16 protein-coding genes and 1 pseudogene are annotated in these 16,460 nt (G+C 72.2%); 11 read left to right on the plus strand and 6 right to left on the minus strand.

The genetic code is table 11. From position 1 onward, the window contains the following. Window positions 1–225 precede the first annotated feature (225 nt). The 5 genes from BMG523DRAFT_RS01480 to BMG523DRAFT_RS01500 all read right to left on the minus strand — a co-directional run bounded on the left by BMG523DRAFT_RS01480 (window position 226) and on the right by BMG523DRAFT_RS01500 (window position 6,244). Window positions 226–657 carry an Rrf2 family transcriptional regulator gene (locus BMG523DRAFT_RS01480; protein ID WP_011437417.1) on the minus strand — a complete coding sequence of 144 codons (432 nt, stop codon included), beginning with the start codon at window positions 655–657 and terminating at the stop codon, window positions 226–228. 215 nt (window positions 658–872) lie between these two features. Beyond that, window positions 873–1,631, minus strand: a complete 759-nt coding sequence (locus tag BMG523DRAFT_RS01485) for an O-methyltransferase (RefSeq protein ID WP_011437416.1) — start codon at window positions 1,629–1,631, stop codon at window positions 873–875. A 145-nt stretch (window positions 1,632–1,776) separates the two neighbouring features. Continuing rightward, window positions 1,777–3,507 carry a HAMP domain-containing sensor histidine kinase gene (locus tag BMG523DRAFT_RS01490; RefSeq protein ID WP_011437415.1) on the minus strand — a complete coding sequence of 577 codons (1,731 nt, stop codon included), beginning with the start codon at window positions 3,505–3,507 and terminating at the stop codon, window positions 1,777–1,779. A gap of 13 nt (window positions 3,508–3,520) precedes the next feature. Further along, window positions 3,521–4,318: a response regulator transcription factor gene (locus BMG523DRAFT_RS01495; RefSeq protein WP_011437414.1), complete on the minus strand. Its 798-nt coding sequence runs from the start codon at window positions 4,316–4,318 to the stop codon at window positions 3,521–3,523. A gap of 93 nt (window positions 4,319–4,411) precedes the next feature. Further along, window positions 4,412–6,244, minus strand: a complete 1,833-nt coding sequence (locus BMG523DRAFT_RS01500) for a bis-aminopropyl spermidine synthase family protein (RefSeq protein ID WP_011437413.1) — start codon at window positions 6,242–6,244, stop codon at window positions 4,412–4,414. Between the two features lie 70 nt (window positions 6,245–6,314). Here BMG523DRAFT_RS01500 and hisD point away from each other — a divergent pair, with 70 nt between their 5' ends. From hisD to BMG523DRAFT_RS01545, 10 genes and pseudogenes are all read left to right on the plus strand, one after another. Next, entirely contained in the window at window positions 6,315–7,610 is a 1,296-nt protein-coding gene (hisD, locus tag BMG523DRAFT_RS01505; RefSeq protein WP_011437412.1) for a histidinol dehydrogenase, read from the plus strand. After that, on the plus strand, window positions 7,607–8,800 hold the full coding sequence (locus BMG523DRAFT_RS01510; protein WP_011437411.1) for a histidinol-phosphate transaminase: 1,194 nt from the start codon (window positions 7,607–7,609) through the stop codon (window positions 8,798–8,800). The genes hisD and BMG523DRAFT_RS01510 overlap by 4 nt, the downstream gene beginning before the upstream one ends. 63 nt (window positions 8,801–8,863) lie before the next feature. Then, window positions 8,864–9,451, plus strand: a complete 588-nt coding sequence (hisB, locus tag BMG523DRAFT_RS01515) for an imidazoleglycerol-phosphate dehydratase HisB (protein ID WP_011437410.1) — start codon at window positions 8,864–8,866, stop codon at window positions 9,449–9,451. Beyond that, window positions 9,448–10,080 carry an imidazole glycerol phosphate synthase subunit HisH gene (gene hisH, locus BMG523DRAFT_RS01520; RefSeq protein WP_011437409.1) on the plus strand — a complete coding sequence of 211 codons (633 nt, stop codon included), beginning with the start codon at window positions 9,448–9,450 and terminating at the stop codon, window positions 10,078–10,080. The genes hisB and hisH overlap by 4 nt, the downstream gene beginning before the upstream one ends. 108 nt (window positions 10,081–10,188) lie before the next feature. Continuing rightward, a complete protein-coding gene (priA, locus tag BMG523DRAFT_RS01525) occupies window positions 10,189–10,947 on the plus strand; it encodes a bifunctional 1-(5-phosphoribosyl)-5-((5-phosphoribosylamino)methylideneamino)imidazole-4-carboxamide isomerase/phosphoribosylanthranilate isomerase PriA (RefSeq protein WP_011437408.1) in 759 nt (252 codons plus the stop codon). Beyond that, on the plus strand, window positions 10,944–11,708 hold the full coding sequence (gene hisF / locus BMG523DRAFT_RS01530) for an imidazole glycerol phosphate synthase subunit HisF (protein WP_011437407.1): 765 nt from the start codon (window positions 10,944–10,946) through the stop codon (window positions 11,706–11,708). Before priA ends, hisF begins: the two co-directional genes overlap by 4 nt. Before the next feature lie 38 nt (window positions 11,709–11,746). Continuing rightward, window positions 11,747–11,947: pseudogene (locus tag BMG523DRAFT_RS22465) on the plus strand (hypothetical protein); the annotation flags it as partial. Continuing rightward, a complete protein-coding gene (gene hisI / locus BMG523DRAFT_RS01535) occupies window positions 11,944–12,441 on the plus strand; it encodes a phosphoribosyl-AMP cyclohydrolase (protein WP_011437406.1) in 498 nt (165 codons plus the stop codon). The pseudogene BMG523DRAFT_RS22465 and the gene hisI, both read left to right, overlap by 4 nt. Continuing rightward, the gene (locus tag BMG523DRAFT_RS01540) at window positions 12,438–14,015 is read left to right on the plus strand and encodes an anthranilate synthase component I (RefSeq protein ID WP_011437405.1); all 1,578 of its coding nucleotides are present in this window, start codon (window positions 12,438–12,440) and stop codon (window positions 14,013–14,015) included. Before hisI ends, BMG523DRAFT_RS01540 begins: the two co-directional genes overlap by 4 nt. Beyond that, window positions 14,012–14,713, plus strand: a complete 702-nt coding sequence (locus BMG523DRAFT_RS01545) for a Trp biosynthesis-associated membrane protein (RefSeq protein WP_082456682.1) — start codon at window positions 14,012–14,014, stop codon at window positions 14,711–14,713. Before BMG523DRAFT_RS01540 ends, BMG523DRAFT_RS01545 begins: the two co-directional genes overlap by 4 nt. Here the strand turns inward: BMG523DRAFT_RS01545 and BMG523DRAFT_RS01550 are convergent, their stop codons facing one another. Then, entirely contained in the window at window positions 14,714–15,064 is a 351-nt protein-coding gene (locus BMG523DRAFT_RS01550; protein WP_011437403.1) for a hypothetical protein, read from the minus strand. Window positions 15,065–15,626: 562 nt separating this feature from the next. On the opposite strand from BMG523DRAFT_RS01550, the gene trpC reads away from it, so the two are divergent. Beyond that, window positions 15,627–16,430: an indole-3-glycerol phosphate synthase TrpC gene (gene trpC, locus BMG523DRAFT_RS01555; protein ID WP_035732068.1), complete on the plus strand. Its 804-nt coding sequence runs from the start codon at window positions 15,627–15,629 to the stop codon at window positions 16,428–16,430. The last annotated feature ends 30 nt before the right edge of the window (window positions 16,431–16,460 follow it).

The following is a 16,460-nucleotide window of genomic DNA, read 5'->3' on the forward strand; positions in this document are numbered from 1 at the left end:
GGAGCAGTAGCGGGAAAAACGAACCGAGGGAATGTGCGGAAGGGCCGGTGCTGGCGGGCCTCGGGTCCGAGGCGCCGGCCTGACGCCGAGACGTTGTGGGGGGATCCCTCCCGTAACCGGCCTGCGTTCCAGGCGATTCTATCCCGCAGGTCCGACGGAACGGGGGGGTCTGCTCGTCCAGCCCCGGATAGTTCCAGGGTGTTTCGTGGCGGGCGGGGCCGGGTGTCAGCGGACCGGTGGCGCGAGGGAGCGCAGGAGTTCACCGGCGGGTTCGTCGGTGAGCTCGGCGAGGGTCACCTCGTCGAGCGTGACCAGGAAGTTCTCCTGGGCTCGTCGCAGGAGGGGGCGCAGTCGGCAGGCGCATCGCAGCGGGCACGGGGGACCGTCGCAGGAGACGAACTCGTCCGTGCCCTCGAGGGCACGGACGATGTGCCCGACGGTGACCTGCGTCGCGCCTGGGGCGAGCAGTACCCCGCCGGTGCGCCCGCGCACGGTGACCACGAGGTCGAGCCGCTGGAGGCGTTGCACGATCTTCGCCATGTGGGTGAGCGGAACATCGAGGGCTTTCGAGAGGTCGCGGACGGTGAGGCGATCCTCCCGGGTGGCCGTGAGCATAAGCGCCCGCAGCGCCAGGTCGGTCGACTGGGTCAGGTGCATGGGAGCGCGCCTGTCGAGGTGACGGTCACCCGACCATCTTGCCTTCTACTCTTCGTAGAAGATTGTCCCGACGGCACCTGCGTCCCACGGGTGCCGCCTGCCGAGGTCAGACCTCGGCGGGAGCGCGGCCGGGGGTGTGACACCGCGCCGGCACTGGCCGGCACCGGCCGGTGCCGGTCTCCTCATGGCGACCGCGGACCCCCGGCCGGGGGAGCCTATACGGGTGTCCGCGGCGAGGGCAGTTTCCGGACGATGGTCAGTCCGTCCGCAATGGGCAGCATGACAACCTGTACCCGGGAGTCGCCGGCGAGAAGCTCGTTGAACTGTTTGACGGCGACGACAGCAGGATTGTCCGAGTGGGAGCGCACCACGTGCCCATACTGCAGCACATTATCGACGATGATGACCCCGTTCGGGTTCATCCGGGGAAAGAGAAGCTCGTAATACCTCCTATACGAGGTCTTGTCCGCGTCGATGAACGCCAGGTCGAAGGTGGGTTCTTCGGGGAGCATGCCGAGACTGTCCGCCGCCGGTCCGAGGGCGAGGTCGATGTGATCGGAAACACCGGCCCGAGCCCAGTACTGGCGGGCGATCGAGGTCCATTCCGCGCTGATGTCCAGGCAGAGAAGTCGGCCGCCGGGGGGCAGACCCCGTGCGATGCACAGCGCGGAATAGCCGGTGAAGGTACCGATCTCGACCGCGCGGCGCGGGGCGATCGAGGCCGTCAGGATGGTCAGGAACGTCCCCTGCTCGGCCGGTACCTGCATCTCCGCCTCGGGGAGCGTCGCCGTCACGGCGGAGAGCGCGTCGAGGATCGGATCCGGAGGTGAGCTGTGCTCCGTCAGATAGCTGTGGATCGGATCGGCCAGATAGGCTGATTTCAATCCCTTGCCGTTTTTTGCGCCTTCGCGGCGAAGCGTGCCGACGCCGGTTGTCGCGACTTCACGAATCTTCTGTGCCGGACTTTTTGCCATGATCAGTGGAACTCCATCCCTGGTGGCTCAGTTCGAAAATAACTGGCCCGGGGCGCATTGTGGTTACGGACCGCTCCTCGGCTCGGAAAGAACCAGTAAAGATCATCTAGTTAATCGGGAGTCCGGTGAAGCCGTTGTCCGGTCGTCACGGCCTGTCGTCGGCCATGGCGTAATCTGTCGTGACGTAATCCACTACTTCCAGTAGTTCGTGGATGGTGGCCGATGTCCGCCGAGGGCCCGGGCCGTCCGTGCCCCCAGAACCCGGCGTGGCCGCGATGCGGGTGCCGCCCGCCGCGTCCACGGATCTCTGCGCGGGTGCCGGCCGGGCGGCCGTCGGCCGTCGGTCTGGATGTGTCCGGGGCAGGTCAAGGACGACGCACAGACCCCCGTTGTCACCCTCGGCCAGAGTGACCGTCCCGCCGTCGGCGGTCGTCAGGGCATGCACGATGGCGAGCCCGAGGCCGTTCCCGCGCCGATCGGCCCGGCCGGGCACCTCTCCTCGCTGGTCGGCTTCTCGCTGGTCGGCACTGAGGTTGGAGCTGAACCGGCGGAAGGCGGCGGCCCGCTGCTCGGCGCTCATGCCGCGTCCGCTGTCGGCGACCGTGAGCCGCGTCATGCTTTCCGCCGTCATGCTTTCCGCCGTCATGGTGCTCTGCGGCCCGGTGACGTTCATCTCGTCCAACTCGTCCGCGGCGCTCCCCGTCCCGAGGCCCGCCTCCGCGGTGCCTCCGGCGCCCACCGGGCGTGGCTGGGCCGGTGGGTTCGTCCCGGACGTGACGCTGACCCGGCCGCCGGACGGGGTGGCCTCCAGCGCGTTGCTGAGGAGATTGTCGAGGATCTGCTCCAGGTGCCCCGGGGTGCACTGGACGACCTGGTCCGCGTCGACGTCGCAGGTCAGCGTCACTCCGGCGGCGGCTGCGACCGGTCGCCAGATCAGGCATCGTTCCTCGGCGACGACCGCGAGGGGGATCGGCTGGGTCGGGATCGGCGCATGCTCGGCCCGGGAGACCGCCAGCAGCCCGTCGACCATCCGGGAGAGCCGGTGCACCTCGACCAGGGTGCCCGCGACCTCGTCGGTGGTGTCCGCGTCCACGTCCTGTTGCAGCAGCTCCAGGCGCAGGCGCATCGCCGTCAGCGGGGTGCGGATCTGGTGGGAGACGTCGGCGAGGAACCGGCGCTGGCTGTCGACCAGCAACTGGAGCCGTCCCGCCATCGCGTCGAACGTCGTGGCAAGTTTGCGTGCCTCGGGCGGGCCACCGACGGCTCTGGCCCGGATCGTGAGATCACCGGCACCGAGTTCGGTCGCTGCCTGCTCGAGCCGGCGCAGCGGCCGGCCCACCCAGCGGGCCAGCAGTATCGAGATCCCCAATGCGGCCAGCGTGACCAGGACGCCCGCGAGGGCGATCATCGTCCACCGGTGGATGATCGAGGCGCGCAGCCCGGCATCGCTGCGCGCGACGGCCAGGATGCCGACCAGACCCTGCGCGTTGGACACCGGAGCAACAAGGATCATCCGGTGTCGATTGGCCGCGTTCGGGTTGATGACCACGTTCTCCCGGCGGGCCCGATCCAGATCCCAGCCCATGATCGGGATGTCGTCACCGGTGTCGGCCACGGGCGTACCGTTCGGGTCGAACAGCCGGAGCTCGTCCGGTGGCACGGCCGTACTGTCGCGTACGGCGGCGGGCAGCGGGGCCGCGCCGGCGGACAGTCGCCGCCACTTCACCTCGGCGCAGTAGGCCTGCATCGCGGCCGTGAGCCGCAGGCCGAACAGCGCCCGGTCGTGACGGGTGGCGTCGAGCCCCATCGGGACGCACAGGCCGACAAGCAGCGCCGTCGTGAGCGCGAGCTGGGCGGCCAGGATGCGCCGGGTCATTGGATGTGCCGGGTCATCGGCCGAGGGGTGGCGCGCTCCGGTCACCGGGGGTCGGATCGGCGCCGGGTGTCGGCGGCCCGCCCAGGCGGAAGCCGACCCCGTACACCGTTTCGATCAGTTCGGGAATCCCGAGCTTGCGGCGGATCGCGCCGATGTGTACGTCGAGGACCTTCGATGAGCCGAACCAGTCGCCCCAGACAGCGGTGAAGATCTCCCGTCGGGTCCGGACCCGGCCGGGATCGCGGGCCAGGAAGGCCAGCAGATCGTACTCCCGCGCCGTCACCTGGACCGGACGGCCGTCGACGGAGATCCGCCGGCTGCGCCGGTCGAGGACGAGCGGTCCGTGCCGGACCACGTCGGAGCTCTCACCGGTGGCCCGGGCGGCGCGCCGCCGCACCGCCCGTATCCGGGCCAGCAGTTCGGCGAATCCGAATGGTTTGACCAGGTAGTCGTCGGAACCGAGGTCCAAGGCCTCGACCCGGTCCGCCTCGTCCCCCCGAGCCGTCACCACGATCACGGGGGTGTCCCCGCGCTCGCGGATGCGCCGGCACACCTCCGCGCCGTCGATGTCGGGCAGCCCCAGGTCCAGGAGCACGAGGTCGGGCGGGGACACGCCCTCGACCCGGGCGAGCGCGGCCTCCCCGGTCCGCACCCGGTCGGCGGTGTAGCCGGCCCGGTCCAGACCGCGCACGAGCTGGGTACCGAGGCCGTCGTCGTCCTCGACCACCAGTACCCGGGCGCCGGCGGGATCGGGATACCGCTGCAGGTCTGATGCGTGTGCTCGGGAGCCGTTGCCTGCAAGCGTCGCCATAGCATGACAGTAGGCGGCGCCGGGCGCGTCCGGCCGCCGGCCCCGCGGGTGCCACCGCGATTCCGCCGTCGCCAGCTCCGATTCCGTCAATATCTACTCGTTTCGCAGCGTCTGCCCATTTTGCCGGATCCAGCCCGGTCTCACCGGCTCGGCCGGCAGCGTGTCGCCGGACGACACCGCGGCGAGGATTCCCTCGAGGGCGTGCCGGGGAAGATCGATCAGTCGGGCGGCCAGCAGGTCGGGATCGCGCGCGGCCCGGGTCACGGCGGCCCGGGCGTCGCGCTGGGAGAGCGTGCGCCCCGAATCCTCCCGGACGATCCGGATGAGCCCGTCCCGCCAGACGTTGCCGATCTTGCCATGCGGGCGGTCCAGCAGCCACCGGGCGAGCCGGTCGGCGGGGGCGAGCGCCGCCGGGCCGACGGCCGTGAACGTCACGAGCCGCAGGTCCCCGAGGTCCCGGGCGGGGGTGGCGGTCCACTTCGCCCGCAGCTGCCGCAGCGGGTCATCCTGGGCCCGCCGGCGGCGGACGCCCAGATCGGGATGATCGGAGGAGACGACGACGGCGAGCCGGTCCGCGTTGACCGCCAGGAGGAGCCTGGTCAGCCAGGGGCCCGGATCGTCCGACAGGTCGGTGGCCACGCTGACCGTTCCGTCCTCGGTTGAGGCGCCGGGGCCGGTCGAGGAGCCGGGGCCGGTCGAGGCGAACGCGGGCAGCCCCCGGTCGAACACGGTCGCGAGACGCACGTGGACCGCGTCGACCTCCCGCCGCTCGCCAACGAACACGGCGCGACCCGCCGGGCCGGTGGCGAGGAAGGCGGCCACCGCGTCGAGGACCGGGGCGGTCAGGCGCGTCGGCCGACTCTGCGTGGACTGCCGGCCCCGGGTGTAGATGGCGGCCGTCGCGGTTGTGGCCGCCGTGGCCGAGCGGTCCAGCTGCTTCCAGGTGGCCGGGGTCGGCTGGCAGACGTACATGTCGGCTCTGGCGCCCACCGCCTCCGCGCCCTCGTAGACGTGGAAGCCTGGCCAGATGGCCTCGAACACGAAGCCCTGATCGATCAGTGCCCGCTGCACCTTCCAACCCAGCGTCGGTACCCGGTCGCTGAACCCGTAGGCCAGCAGGACGCGACCATGTTCGCGGTCCGCGAGACCCTGCGCGCCGCGCCCGGTGAACAGCGCCACGCCCTCCGGGGTGTAGGGCGGATCGGTGAATGCCAGATCGGCTGTGCCCACCACCGCCGGCGGCAGGCCGAAGCGCAGGTCGGCGTAGAGGCACCGCAGCCGGACGTCCAACGACCGGGCCGAGCTGTCCAGGTAGGCGAGCAGCTCGTCGTCGATGTCGACGACGGTCACGGTGAGCCCGTCGATCAACGAGACCGCCGCCAGCGAGGTGAGATCATGATCACCTATGCACAGCAGATGCGCGCCGCGCAGGTCGTAACGCGTCCGCAGCCAGACGGCCCGGCGCACGACGGTCGTCGCCGTCGCGGGTACGTGGTCGAGGTCGGCCCGCGGTCGGGGCGCGGCAGCGATGAGATCATGCATGGTCGTGACCAGCGGACCGTGGCGGGTGATCACGGCGGCGAGGGGATCGAGCGGAGTCTGTCCGCTCAGCTCGTCATAGCGGATCAGGCCGCGGTAGCGGTCGATCGACGCGGGGCGCAGCACGTGACGCCCGTCGGGGCCGGTCCGCAGATCGTCGCCGAGGCTGGCGAGGATCTCCTCCACGCTCCGTCGGGGCAGGCCCGAACTCTGGACCAGCTGGCGCAGGGTGCGTGGCTGCTCGGTCAGCGCCGCCACCGCCGCGCGAGGCGCCCGGGCATGCACCCGGTAGCCCGCCAGCAGGGTCGCCAACGACTCGCCGGATTCGGCCGGACCCGGCGCCCGGCCCGGGTGATCCGGTCCTGACAGGGTATGTGGAGGGGACACGCAACCAGCGTCGCACCTGCGGCGGACACACGATTCTACCGGTCCCGCCGAGGCCAGCTAATCTCTTGTCGTGCTCAGAAGGCTTGATCTGCGTGGCGCGGTGCCTGCCGCAGCCGAGATCCGACGGCTACTGCCGCGGGCCGACGTCGACGTCGACGTCGCCGTCGATGCGGTCCGGCCGGTCTGTGCGGACGTGCGGGACCGCGGCGACGCGGCCGTCCTCGCCGCCGCGGAGCGGTTCGACGGGGTCCGCCCGCCGAGCCTGCGGGTGCCCGCCCAGGTTCTCGCCGCCGCCGCGGATGTCCTGGATCCGGCCGTGCGCGACGCGCTGACCGAGGCGATCCGCCGGACTCGGCTGGTGCACCGTGCGCAGCTGCGGGAGCCGGTGGCGATCGAGGTCGCGCCCGGCACCACGGTGACGCAGCGCTGGGTGCCGGTGGAGCGGGTCGGCCTGTACGTGCCGGGCGGGCGGGTCGCCTACCCCAGCAGCGTCGTGATGAACGTCGTGCCCGCCCAGGAGGCCGGGGTCGGCTCGCTCGCGGTCTTCTCCCCGCCGCAGAAGGACAACGGCGGGCTGCCGCATCCGGTGATCCTCGCCGCCTGCGCGCTGCTCGGTGTCGAGGAGGTCTACGCGGCCGGCGGAGCCCAGGCCGTGGCGATGGCCGCCTACGGGACCACGAGCTGCCCGCCGGTCGATGTGATCACCGGGCCCGGCAACGTCTACGTCACGGCGGCCAAGCGCCTGCTGCGTGGGGTCGTCGGGGTGGACGCCGAGGCGGGCCCGACCGAGGTCGCGATCCTCGCCGACGCCACCGCGGATCCGGCCTTCGTCGCAGCCGACCTCATCGCCCAGGCCGAGCACGACCCGATGGCCGCCTGCCTGCTGATCACCCCGTCGGTGGAACTCGCCGACGCGGTCGACGTCGAGCTCGGCAAGCAGGTGCCCGCCACCCGCCACCGGGAGCGGGTGGCGGAGTCGCTCGCCGGCCAGGGGGCGGTCGCGCTCGTCGCGGACGTCGACGCGGGTCTCGCGGTGGCGGACGGCTGGGCCGCCGAGCATCTGGAGATCCACACCGCGGACGCCGCCGCGGTCGCCGCCCGGGTGCGCCACGCCGGAGCGGTCTTCGTCGGCGACTACGCTCCCGTCCCGCTCGGCGACTACCTGGCCGGGTCCAACCACGTCCTGCCCACCGGCGGCACCGCCCGGCATTCCAGCGGTCTGGCGGTCACCGCCTTCCAACGTCAGGTCCAGGTGGTCGAGTGCACGCGGGAGGGGCTCGCCGCCGTCGCCCCGCGTATCGCCGCGCTCGGCGGGGCGGAGGACCTCACAGCTCACGTCGACGCGGTGGAGGTTCGACTCCGATGATATTCAAGGCGGCCGGGAGCGGTGCCGAGGACCGGCCGTGGCGCCCGTGGGACGCTGACGGCCTGCCGCTGCGCGACAGCCTGCGCGGGCTCTCGCCCTACGGCGCTCCGCAGCTCGACGTGCCGGTGCGGCTCAACACCAACGAGAACCCGCACCCGCCGTCGGTCGGGCTGGTCGACGCCATCGGCAAGGCCGCGGCCCTCGCCGCCACCGAGGCGAACCGCTATCCCGACCGGGACGCCGAGGCGCTGCGTGCCGACCTCGCCTACTACCTGACACCGGACGCCGGCTTCGGCGTGCACACCAGTCAGGTCTGGGCCGCCAACGGCTCCAACGAGATCCTCCAGCAGCTCCTCCAGGCGTTCGGCGGGCCCGGTCGGGTGGCGCTCGGGTTCGAGCCGTCCTACTCGATGCACCGCCTCATCGCGCTGGCCACCGCCACCGAGTGGGTGGCCGGGCAGCGAGCGGAGGACTTCACGCTCTCCCCGGCCGTGGTCACCGACGCGATCGCCCGGCACCGACCCGCCCTGGTCTTCCTCTGCTCACCGAACAATCCGACGGGCACGGCCCTGCCGCCCGAGGTCGTCGCCGCCGCCTGTGAGGCGGTGGAGGCCACCGGCAGCGGCATGGTCGTCGTCGACGAGGCCTACGCCGAGTTCCGCCGGGCCGGCGTGCCCAGCACGCTGACGCTGCTGCCCCGTCATCCGCGGCTCGTCGTCACCCGGACAATGAGCAAGGCGTTCGCGCTGGCCGGTGCCCGGGTAGGCTATCTTGCCGCGCACCCCGCCGTGGTGGACTCGCTGTACCTGGTGCGGCTGCCCTACCACCTGTCGAGCTTCACCCAGGCCGTCGCGCGCACGGCGCTCGCGCACGCCGACGAGCTGCTCGGCACGGTGGAGGCGGTCAAGGCCCAGCGCGACCGCATCGTCCGGGAGTTGCCGGCGCTCGGTCTGCGGCTGGCTCCGAGCGACGCCAACTTCGTGTTCTTCGGCCGGTTCGCCGATCAGCGGGCGGTGTGGCAGAGCCTGTTGGACGCGGGAGTGTTGGTCCGCGATGTCGGTCTGACCGGCTGGCTGCGGGTCACCGCCGGGCTGCCGAACGAGGTGGACGCGTTTCTCGGGGCGCTGGGCAGAACTCTCACCGGCAGCGTCATCGGCGCGGACGGTGTCATCAGCCTCGCCACCGCCTGAGCCCCTGGCCCGGCCTGAGCCCCTGGCCCGGCCTGAGATCTACAGAGACCGAGGAAGCCCCCGATGGCACGCACCGCGCGAATCGAACGCAAGACGTTGGAGTCGGACGTCCTGGTCGAGCTCGACCTCGACGGGACGGGAATCTCCTCGTCGGACACCGGCGTCCCGTTCTTCGACCACATGCTGTCCCAGCTCGGCAAGCACGGCGGGTTCGACCTCACCGTGCGTACCCGGGGGGATCTGCACATCGACGCCCACCACACCGTCGAGGACACCTCGATCGCCTTCGGGTCCGCCCTGCGCGAGGCGCTCGGCGACAAGGCGGGTATCCGCCGGTTCGGGGATGCCACCGTCCCGCTGGACGAGGCGCTCGCCCAAGCCGCCGTCGACCTGTCCGGCCGGCCGTACTGCGTGCACGTCGAACCGGATCTCGTCGGGATGATCGGAACTTACGACACGACGCTGACCCGGCACATCTTCGAGTCGATCACCGCGTCCGCCCGGCTCGCGCTGCACGTGCGGGTGCTGTCCGGCCGCAACGCCCATCACGTGGTCGAGGCCCAGTTCAAGGCGGTCGCGCGGGCTCTGCGCGACGCGGTGGCGCTCGACGCCCGCGTCGCCGGGATACCCTCCACGAAAGGTGTGCTGTGAGCGGAGACGGACCCGGCCGGCGTCCCCGGGTGGTTGTCCTGGACTACGGCTCGGGAAACCTGCGGTCGGCCGAGCGCGCGCTCGCCCGAGTCGGCGCCGACGTGACGGTGACCGCGGATCTTGACGTGGCCCGCGGCGCGGCGGGCCTGGTCGTACCGGGCGTGGGCGCCTATGCGGCCTGTATGGCAGGCATCGACGCCGTGGGCGCCGCGCCCGTGGTGCGGGAGCGGGTAGCGGCGGGACGGCCCGTGCTCGGGATCTGCGTCGGGATGCAGGTGCTGTACGAGCTCGGTGACGAGCACGGGGTGCGGACGGTCGGGCTCGGCGTGATCCCTGGCGAGGTCCGCCGGCTCGCCGCCGACATCCTGCCGCACATGGGCTGGAACACTGTGGCGCCGCCCGCCGGATCGATCCTGTTCGCCGGACTGCCCGCGGACACGCGGTTCTACTTTGTCCACTCGTACGCGGCGAAGGCCGATCCGGCCGCCGGGGACACCGTGGGGGAGCACGGCGAGCCGTTCGCCGCCGCCGTCGAACGGGGTGCGCTCGCCGCGACCCAGTTCCACCCGGAGAAGTCCGGGGATGCCGGAGCGCACCTGCTGGCGAACTGGCTCGGCAGCCTGGTCTGAGCGAGCCCTGGTCTGAGTGAGCGTGAACGCGAGGGCGGATGTCCTGTAATGCGGATGTCCTGTAATTAGGGCGGCTCCAGCGCCCCGCTGGACCGTAGGGTGGCCGATGTGACGCTTACTCTGCTGCCCGCCGTGGACGTGGCCGACGGCAGGGCCGTCCGACTCGTCCAGGGCGAGGCCGGTTCCGAGACCTCGTACGGCGACCCGCGGGAGGCGGCGCTGACCTGGCAGCGCGACGGCGCCGAGTGGATCCACCTGGTCGATCTCGACGCTGCCTTCGGCCGGGGGTCGAATCGGGAGCTCATCGCCGAGGTGGTACGCGCGGTGGACGTGGCCGTCGAGCTCTCCGGCGGCATCCGCGACGACGCATCGCTCGACGCGGCGCTGGCCACCGGCGCGGCCCGGGTCAACATCGGCACGGCTGCGCTCGAGGATCCCGACTGGGTCCGCCGGGCCATCGACCGGGTCGGTGACCGTATCGCGGTCGGTCTCGACGTCCGGGGGACCACGCTGTCGGCCCGGGGCTGGACGCGGGACGGTGGCGAGCTGTTCGATGTGCTCGCCCGCCTCGACGCCGACGGCTGCGCCCGGTACGTGGTGACGGATGTGCGCCGAGACGGCACGCTCACCGGGCCGAACGTCGAGCTCCTGCGCTCCGTGACCGCGGCCACCAGCCGGCCGGTGGTCGCCAGCGGCGGCGTGGCCACGCTCGACGACCTCACCGCGATCGCCGTGGTGCCCGGAGTGGAGGGCGCGATCATCGGCAAGGCGCTCTACGCCGGCGCCTTCACGCTGCCCGAGGCCCTGGCCGTTGCCGGGAATATCGGGAATATCGGAAACGGATGTGCGGGTGCGGTGGGTCGATGAGCGTCGCGGTCCGGGTGATTCCCTGCCTCGACGTTGACGCCGGCCGGGTCGTGAAGGGCGTGAACTTCACGGACCTGCGCGACGCCGGCGACCCGGTCGAGATGGCGCGCCTCTACGACGCCGAGGGTGCCGACGAGCTGACGTTCCTCGACATCACCGCGTCCAGCGGCGATCGGGAGACCACCTATGACATCGTGCGGCGGACCGCCGAACAGGTGTTCATCCCGCTGACCGTGGGTGGCGGGGTCCGCTCGGTCGACGACGTGAACCGCCTGCTGCGGGCGGGGGCCGACAAGGTCGGCATCAACACGGCGGCGGTGGCCCGGCCCGAGCTGGTGCGCGAGTGCGCCCACCGGTTCGGTAACCAGTGCATCGTCATCTCGGTGGACGCCCGGCGCCCACCCGGTCCCGACGGTCCGCGCTTCGAGGTCACGACGCACGGCGGCCGCAAGGGCACCGGCATCGACGCGGTGGCCTGGACGGCGCGGGTGGTCGAGCTCGGCGCCGGGGAGATCCTGCTCAACTCGATGGATGCCGACGGCACACGGGACGGCTACGACCTGGAGATGATCTGCGCGGTGCGTGCCGAGGTCGATGTCCCGGTGATCGCCAGCGGCGGGGCCGGCGACCTGGCCCACTTCGCGCCGGCGATCGACGCGGGCGCGGACGCGGTGCTCGCGGCGAGCGTGTTCCACTTCGGGCAGCTGCGCATCGGCGAGGTGAAGACGGCGCTGCGCGGCGCGGGTGTACCCGTGCGCTGACCAGGCGCGTCCGCCGACGGGGCGCCGACGGGGCGCCGACGGCCGAGGCGGCACAGGACGTCGTCGTCGTGGACGCCGGACGGATCGTCCAGCGCGGTCCGCGCCGGGATCTGATCGCGATGCGCGGCGTGTACCAGCGCCTGCACCGATCCTGGGCGGCGGGGGTCGGGACGGGAGCGGCGGGCGGCCCGTCGCCCGGCACCGCTGCGGCGCCGGGCGCGAGCAGAATGGTGGGGTGACCATTCGCCCTTCCGCTCTGGATCCCGCCATCGCCCGTAGGCTGCGCCGCAACGACGCGGGCCTGTTCCCCGCCGTCGCCCAGCAGTACGACACCGGCGAGGTGCTGATGCTCGGGTGGATGGACGACGAGGCGCTGCACCGGACCCTCACCACGGGCCGGGCCACGTACTGGAGCCGCAGCCGCGCGGAGTACTGGGTCAAGGGGGAGACCAGCGGGCACCGGCAATGGGTGCGGTCGGTCGCGCTCGACTGCGACGGGGACACCGTCCTCGTCCGGGTGGACCAGGTGGGCCCGGCCTGCCACACGGGCACGCGGACCTGCTTCGACGGCAATCTTCTGCCCACGGTGACCGTCGAGGCCGCGGATACCGCCCGGCCCCGCGACCTCTCCGGTGCCGCCAGCGTTTCCGGTGCCGCCAGCGTTTCCGGTGCCGCCGGTGACCCCGCTGGCGTGGACAGGGCCGGCGTGAGCAAGGCCGGCGCGGACCGATGACGACCGGGCAGATCATCCCCGGCCGGGAGGAGTTCCGGGCCGCGGCGGCGGCGCATCCGGTCGTCGCCGTCACCCGTCGGCTGCTCGCCGACGGGGAGACACCCGTCGGCGTCTACCGCAAGCTCGCCGGCGGCCCCGGGACGTTCCTGCTGGAATCGGCGGAGCATGGCGGGGTGTGGTCGCGGTATTCGTTCATCGGTGTGCGGGCCGCGGCGACGCTGACCGAGCGCGACGGGCAGGCGGTGTGGGTGGACGGTGCGCCGCCTCCCGGAGTGCCGGTCGACGGTGACCCGCTCGACATCCTGCGTGCGGTGGAGAGCACTCTGCAGGCCTCGAACAGCCCACAGGCCCCTCCGCTCATGGGTGGTCTGGTCGGCTATCTCGGCTACGACATCGTGCGCCGCATCGAGCGGCTCCCCGCGCACGCCGTCGACGACCTCGGCCTTCCCGAGTTGCGCATGCTGCTCACCACCGATCTCGCCGTGCTGGACCATCGGGATGGTTCCTGCCTGCTGGTGGCCAACGTCTTCACCGGCCGCGGGAATGGTGCCGGTGACGCAGGCGCCACCGGCACCACCGGTGGGGACGCGGACGCCGCCGCACACCCGGCCGGGATCGACCTGGACGCCGCCTACGACGACGCGGTGGCCCGGCTGGAGGCCATGACCAGCGATCTCGCGAAGTGGAACGAGCCGACCGTGGCGACCACGGCGGGCACCGCCGCGGGGGTCGGCGACTTCGTCTCCGCCACGCCTCCCGGTGCCTTCCAGACCGCGGTCGAGCGGGCCATCGAGGAGATCCGCGCCGGCGAGTGCTTCCAGATCGTCGTCTCGCAGCGCTTCGAACGGCGGACGACCGCGGATGCGCTCGACGTCTACCGGGTGCTGCGGACCTCGAATCCGAGTCCCTATATGTACCTGCTGCGTTTCGCCGACCACGACGTCGTCGGATCCTCCCCGGAGGCGCACGTCAAGGTCACCGGCCGCCGGGCGTTGCTGCACCCCATCGCGGGCAGCCGGCCCCGGGGAGGCACTCCCGAACAGGACGCCGAGCTTGCGGCGGAGCTTCTCGCGGATCCGAAGGAACGCTCCGAGCACGTGATGCTGGTCGACCTGGTCCGCAACGACCTCGGGCGGGTCTGCAACCCCGGTTCGGTCCGGGTCGTCGAGTTCGCGGCCATCGAACGGTTCTCGCACATCATGCACATTGTCTCCACGGTGATCGGTGAGGTGGCTCCGGACCGCAGCGCCGTGGACGTGCTGGCCGCGACGTTTCCGGCGGGGACGCTCTCGGGGGCGCCCAAGGTGCGGGCGATGGAGGTCATCGACGAGCTGGAGCCGACCCGGCGGGGCCTGTACGGGGGCGTGGTCGGCTACCTGGACTTCGGCGGTGATCTGGACACCGCGATCGCGATCCGCACCACAGTGATGCGCGACGGTATGGCCTACGTTCAGGCCGGAGCCGGCATCGTCGCGGATTCCGATCCCGACACCGAGGATCTGGAAAGCCGCGCGAAGGCCGCCGCCGTCCTGCGCGCCGTCGAGGTCGCCGAGTCGTTGCGACCGCCGTCATGACGGCCGCAGGGTCCCCCCCCGCGGGGCGCCCATCCTCCCCGCGCGACCGGGCCGGCACCGCGGAGCCGCCTTCGCCGGGCCACCGTCCCGGAGGCGATGTGCACGCGGCCGAGGCGATGCGACGCGGCCACCGGGAACGCACCCTCGCGGTGCTGGGATGTCTGCTCGGTGCCGGCGTCGTGCTCGTGTCGGGCGGTGCGACCTGGGTGTCCGCTCGGGTGAGCGGGCCCCGCGGTGGGGCGGACGGCGGCGCCGTCGCGGCGCCACTCGCCGTGCACTGGACCGGCGGGGCGCTCGCATCGACGGCGACCGCTCTCGCCCTGGTCGGGCTTGCCGCGGCCGTGGCGATCGTGGCCACCCGGCGCATCGGGCGGCTGGTCATCGGTGTGCTCACCGCGGCCGCCGGGGCCGGTATCGCCTACGTGGCCGGACGCATCGGCTGGGATCCACTCCCGACGCTGCGCGAGACCGATCAGGTCCGCCAGCTCGTGCCCGGTGGCCAGGCGCGGATCGATGACGTCAGCCAGACGATCGCTCCCTGGCTGTCGTTTGCGGGCGGGCTGCTGCTCATCCTCGTCGGCGCCCTCGTCGTCCTGCGCGGCCGGTCATGGCCCGCAATGTCCGGCCGCTACCAGGCCCGCGATGCCACTCCGGCCGACGCCTGGGACGCGATCGAGCGGGGCCACGACCCGACCTGATCACCTGGCGTCTCCGCGACGCCCGGCTTGGCGGGCCGGCCAGCCGGAACCGGGAGCGCCACCGGCCAGCGGGTCGGCCAGCGGGTCGGCGGGCGCCAGGTCCGCGGGTGGGAGGTCGGGAAACGGGTCGACCAGCTCCGTGAGAGCCAGCGCCCGGCGGTCCAGGTCGGCTTCGAGCATCATCATGACGGCGTCCATCCGGATCAGGCAGCGGGACAGCTCGTCGAGCTGCTCGGCGAGCTCGGGCTCGAGGCGGGGCCGCCGGTGCGCGCCCGGGGCGTCGCGCGCCGCGGGCACCCGGGCGGCGCCGAGGGGGGACGAGAGGGGGGACGAGAGGGGGCGGCTGTCCATCGGAACTCTCCTCGGTGTCGAACTCATGTTCGAGTATAGGGGGCGCCGACGATCGACGCCAGCCCGCCACGCCGTCCCTGGGGCGCTGCCCGGGTCCGCCCGAGGGTTCGGGTCCGCCCGAGGACATGTGCGGCGTGCCATGCGTGTTTCCGGTCGGCGAAGGCGCGGCGGTCCCGAGTGTGCGCGGCGCGTTGCGGCCGCCGATCCCGAGAACCTGTCGTGCGGCCGCCCGGATCTCGTGATGTCGTCGCCCGACGATCGAGGTGGTAACCCGGTGGTGCCTCTGCACACGGTGGTTCACCGGCCTCGTCGCGTTACTCTGTCAACGGGCTCACGACGCAAGATCGATTGCGGACCGTAGCTGATCGGTGCAGGCGGATCCGAAGTGGCTGACAGTGCAGCGTCCGTGAAGATGGGTGCGTTCGGGCCGCTACCCGATTCCTCACGGGAAAGTCAACTATGTGGAGTCGTGGATCGTAGCCGCATGTGGGGGGGCCGGGCACACCGTGCCTGCCTGGCCTACCATCGGCGGCATGACCGCGACAGTCGCGAGCGCGGGGCGATGAGCGTTCTCACCGAGATCCTCGACGGGGTCGGGATCGATCTTGCCGCCCGCGAGCAACAGACCTCTCTGGCAGATCTCAAGCGGCGGGTGGAACGCGTTCCCGACCCGAAGGACGCGCTTGCCGTCTTCCGGGACTCCCGGGTCTCGGTGATTGCCGAGGTGAAGCGCCGTTCCCCCTCGAAGGGGGAGCTGGCGACCATCACCGACCCCGCTGCCCTCGCCACCGAGTACGAGGCGGCGGGCGCCGCCGCGGTGAGTGTCCTGACCGAGCAACGGCGCTTCAGCGGCTCCCTGGCCGACCTCGACGCCGTGCGTCGCGCGGTGGACGTCCCGCTGCTGCGCAAGGACTTCATCGTGTCGCCCTACCAGGTCTTCGAGGCCCGGGCGCACGGGGCGGACATCGTCCTGCTCATCGTCGCGGCGCTGGACCAGCCGCGGCTCGTCGGCCTGCGCGAGCGGATCGAGTCCCTGGGCATGACGGCGCTGGTCGAGGTGCATGACGAGGCGGAGATGGTGCGGGCGCTGGACGCCGGCGCCCAACTGGTCGGGGTGAACGCCCGCGACCTGCACACGCTGAAGATCGATCGGAGCACCTTCGCCCGGCTCGCGCCGATGGTGCCCCCGGAAGTGCTCGCGGTCGCCGAGTCCGGCATCCGGGGGCCGCACGATCTGCTCGCCTACGCCGCTGCGGGGGCGGACGTGGTACTGGTCGGCGAGGCAGCCGTCACCGGCGATCCTCGTCAGACGGTCGCCGATCTGGTGGCGGCCGGCGCGCATCCGGCGGCCCGGGTCGGGCGCTGAGGCCGCCGGCGCCCGTGCCCCGGTATCCGG

The organism is Frankia sp. BMG5.23 (genome assembly GCF_000685765.2).
Lineage (GTDB): Bacteria > Actinomycetota > Actinomycetes > Frankiales > Frankiaceae > Frankia > Frankia casuarinae.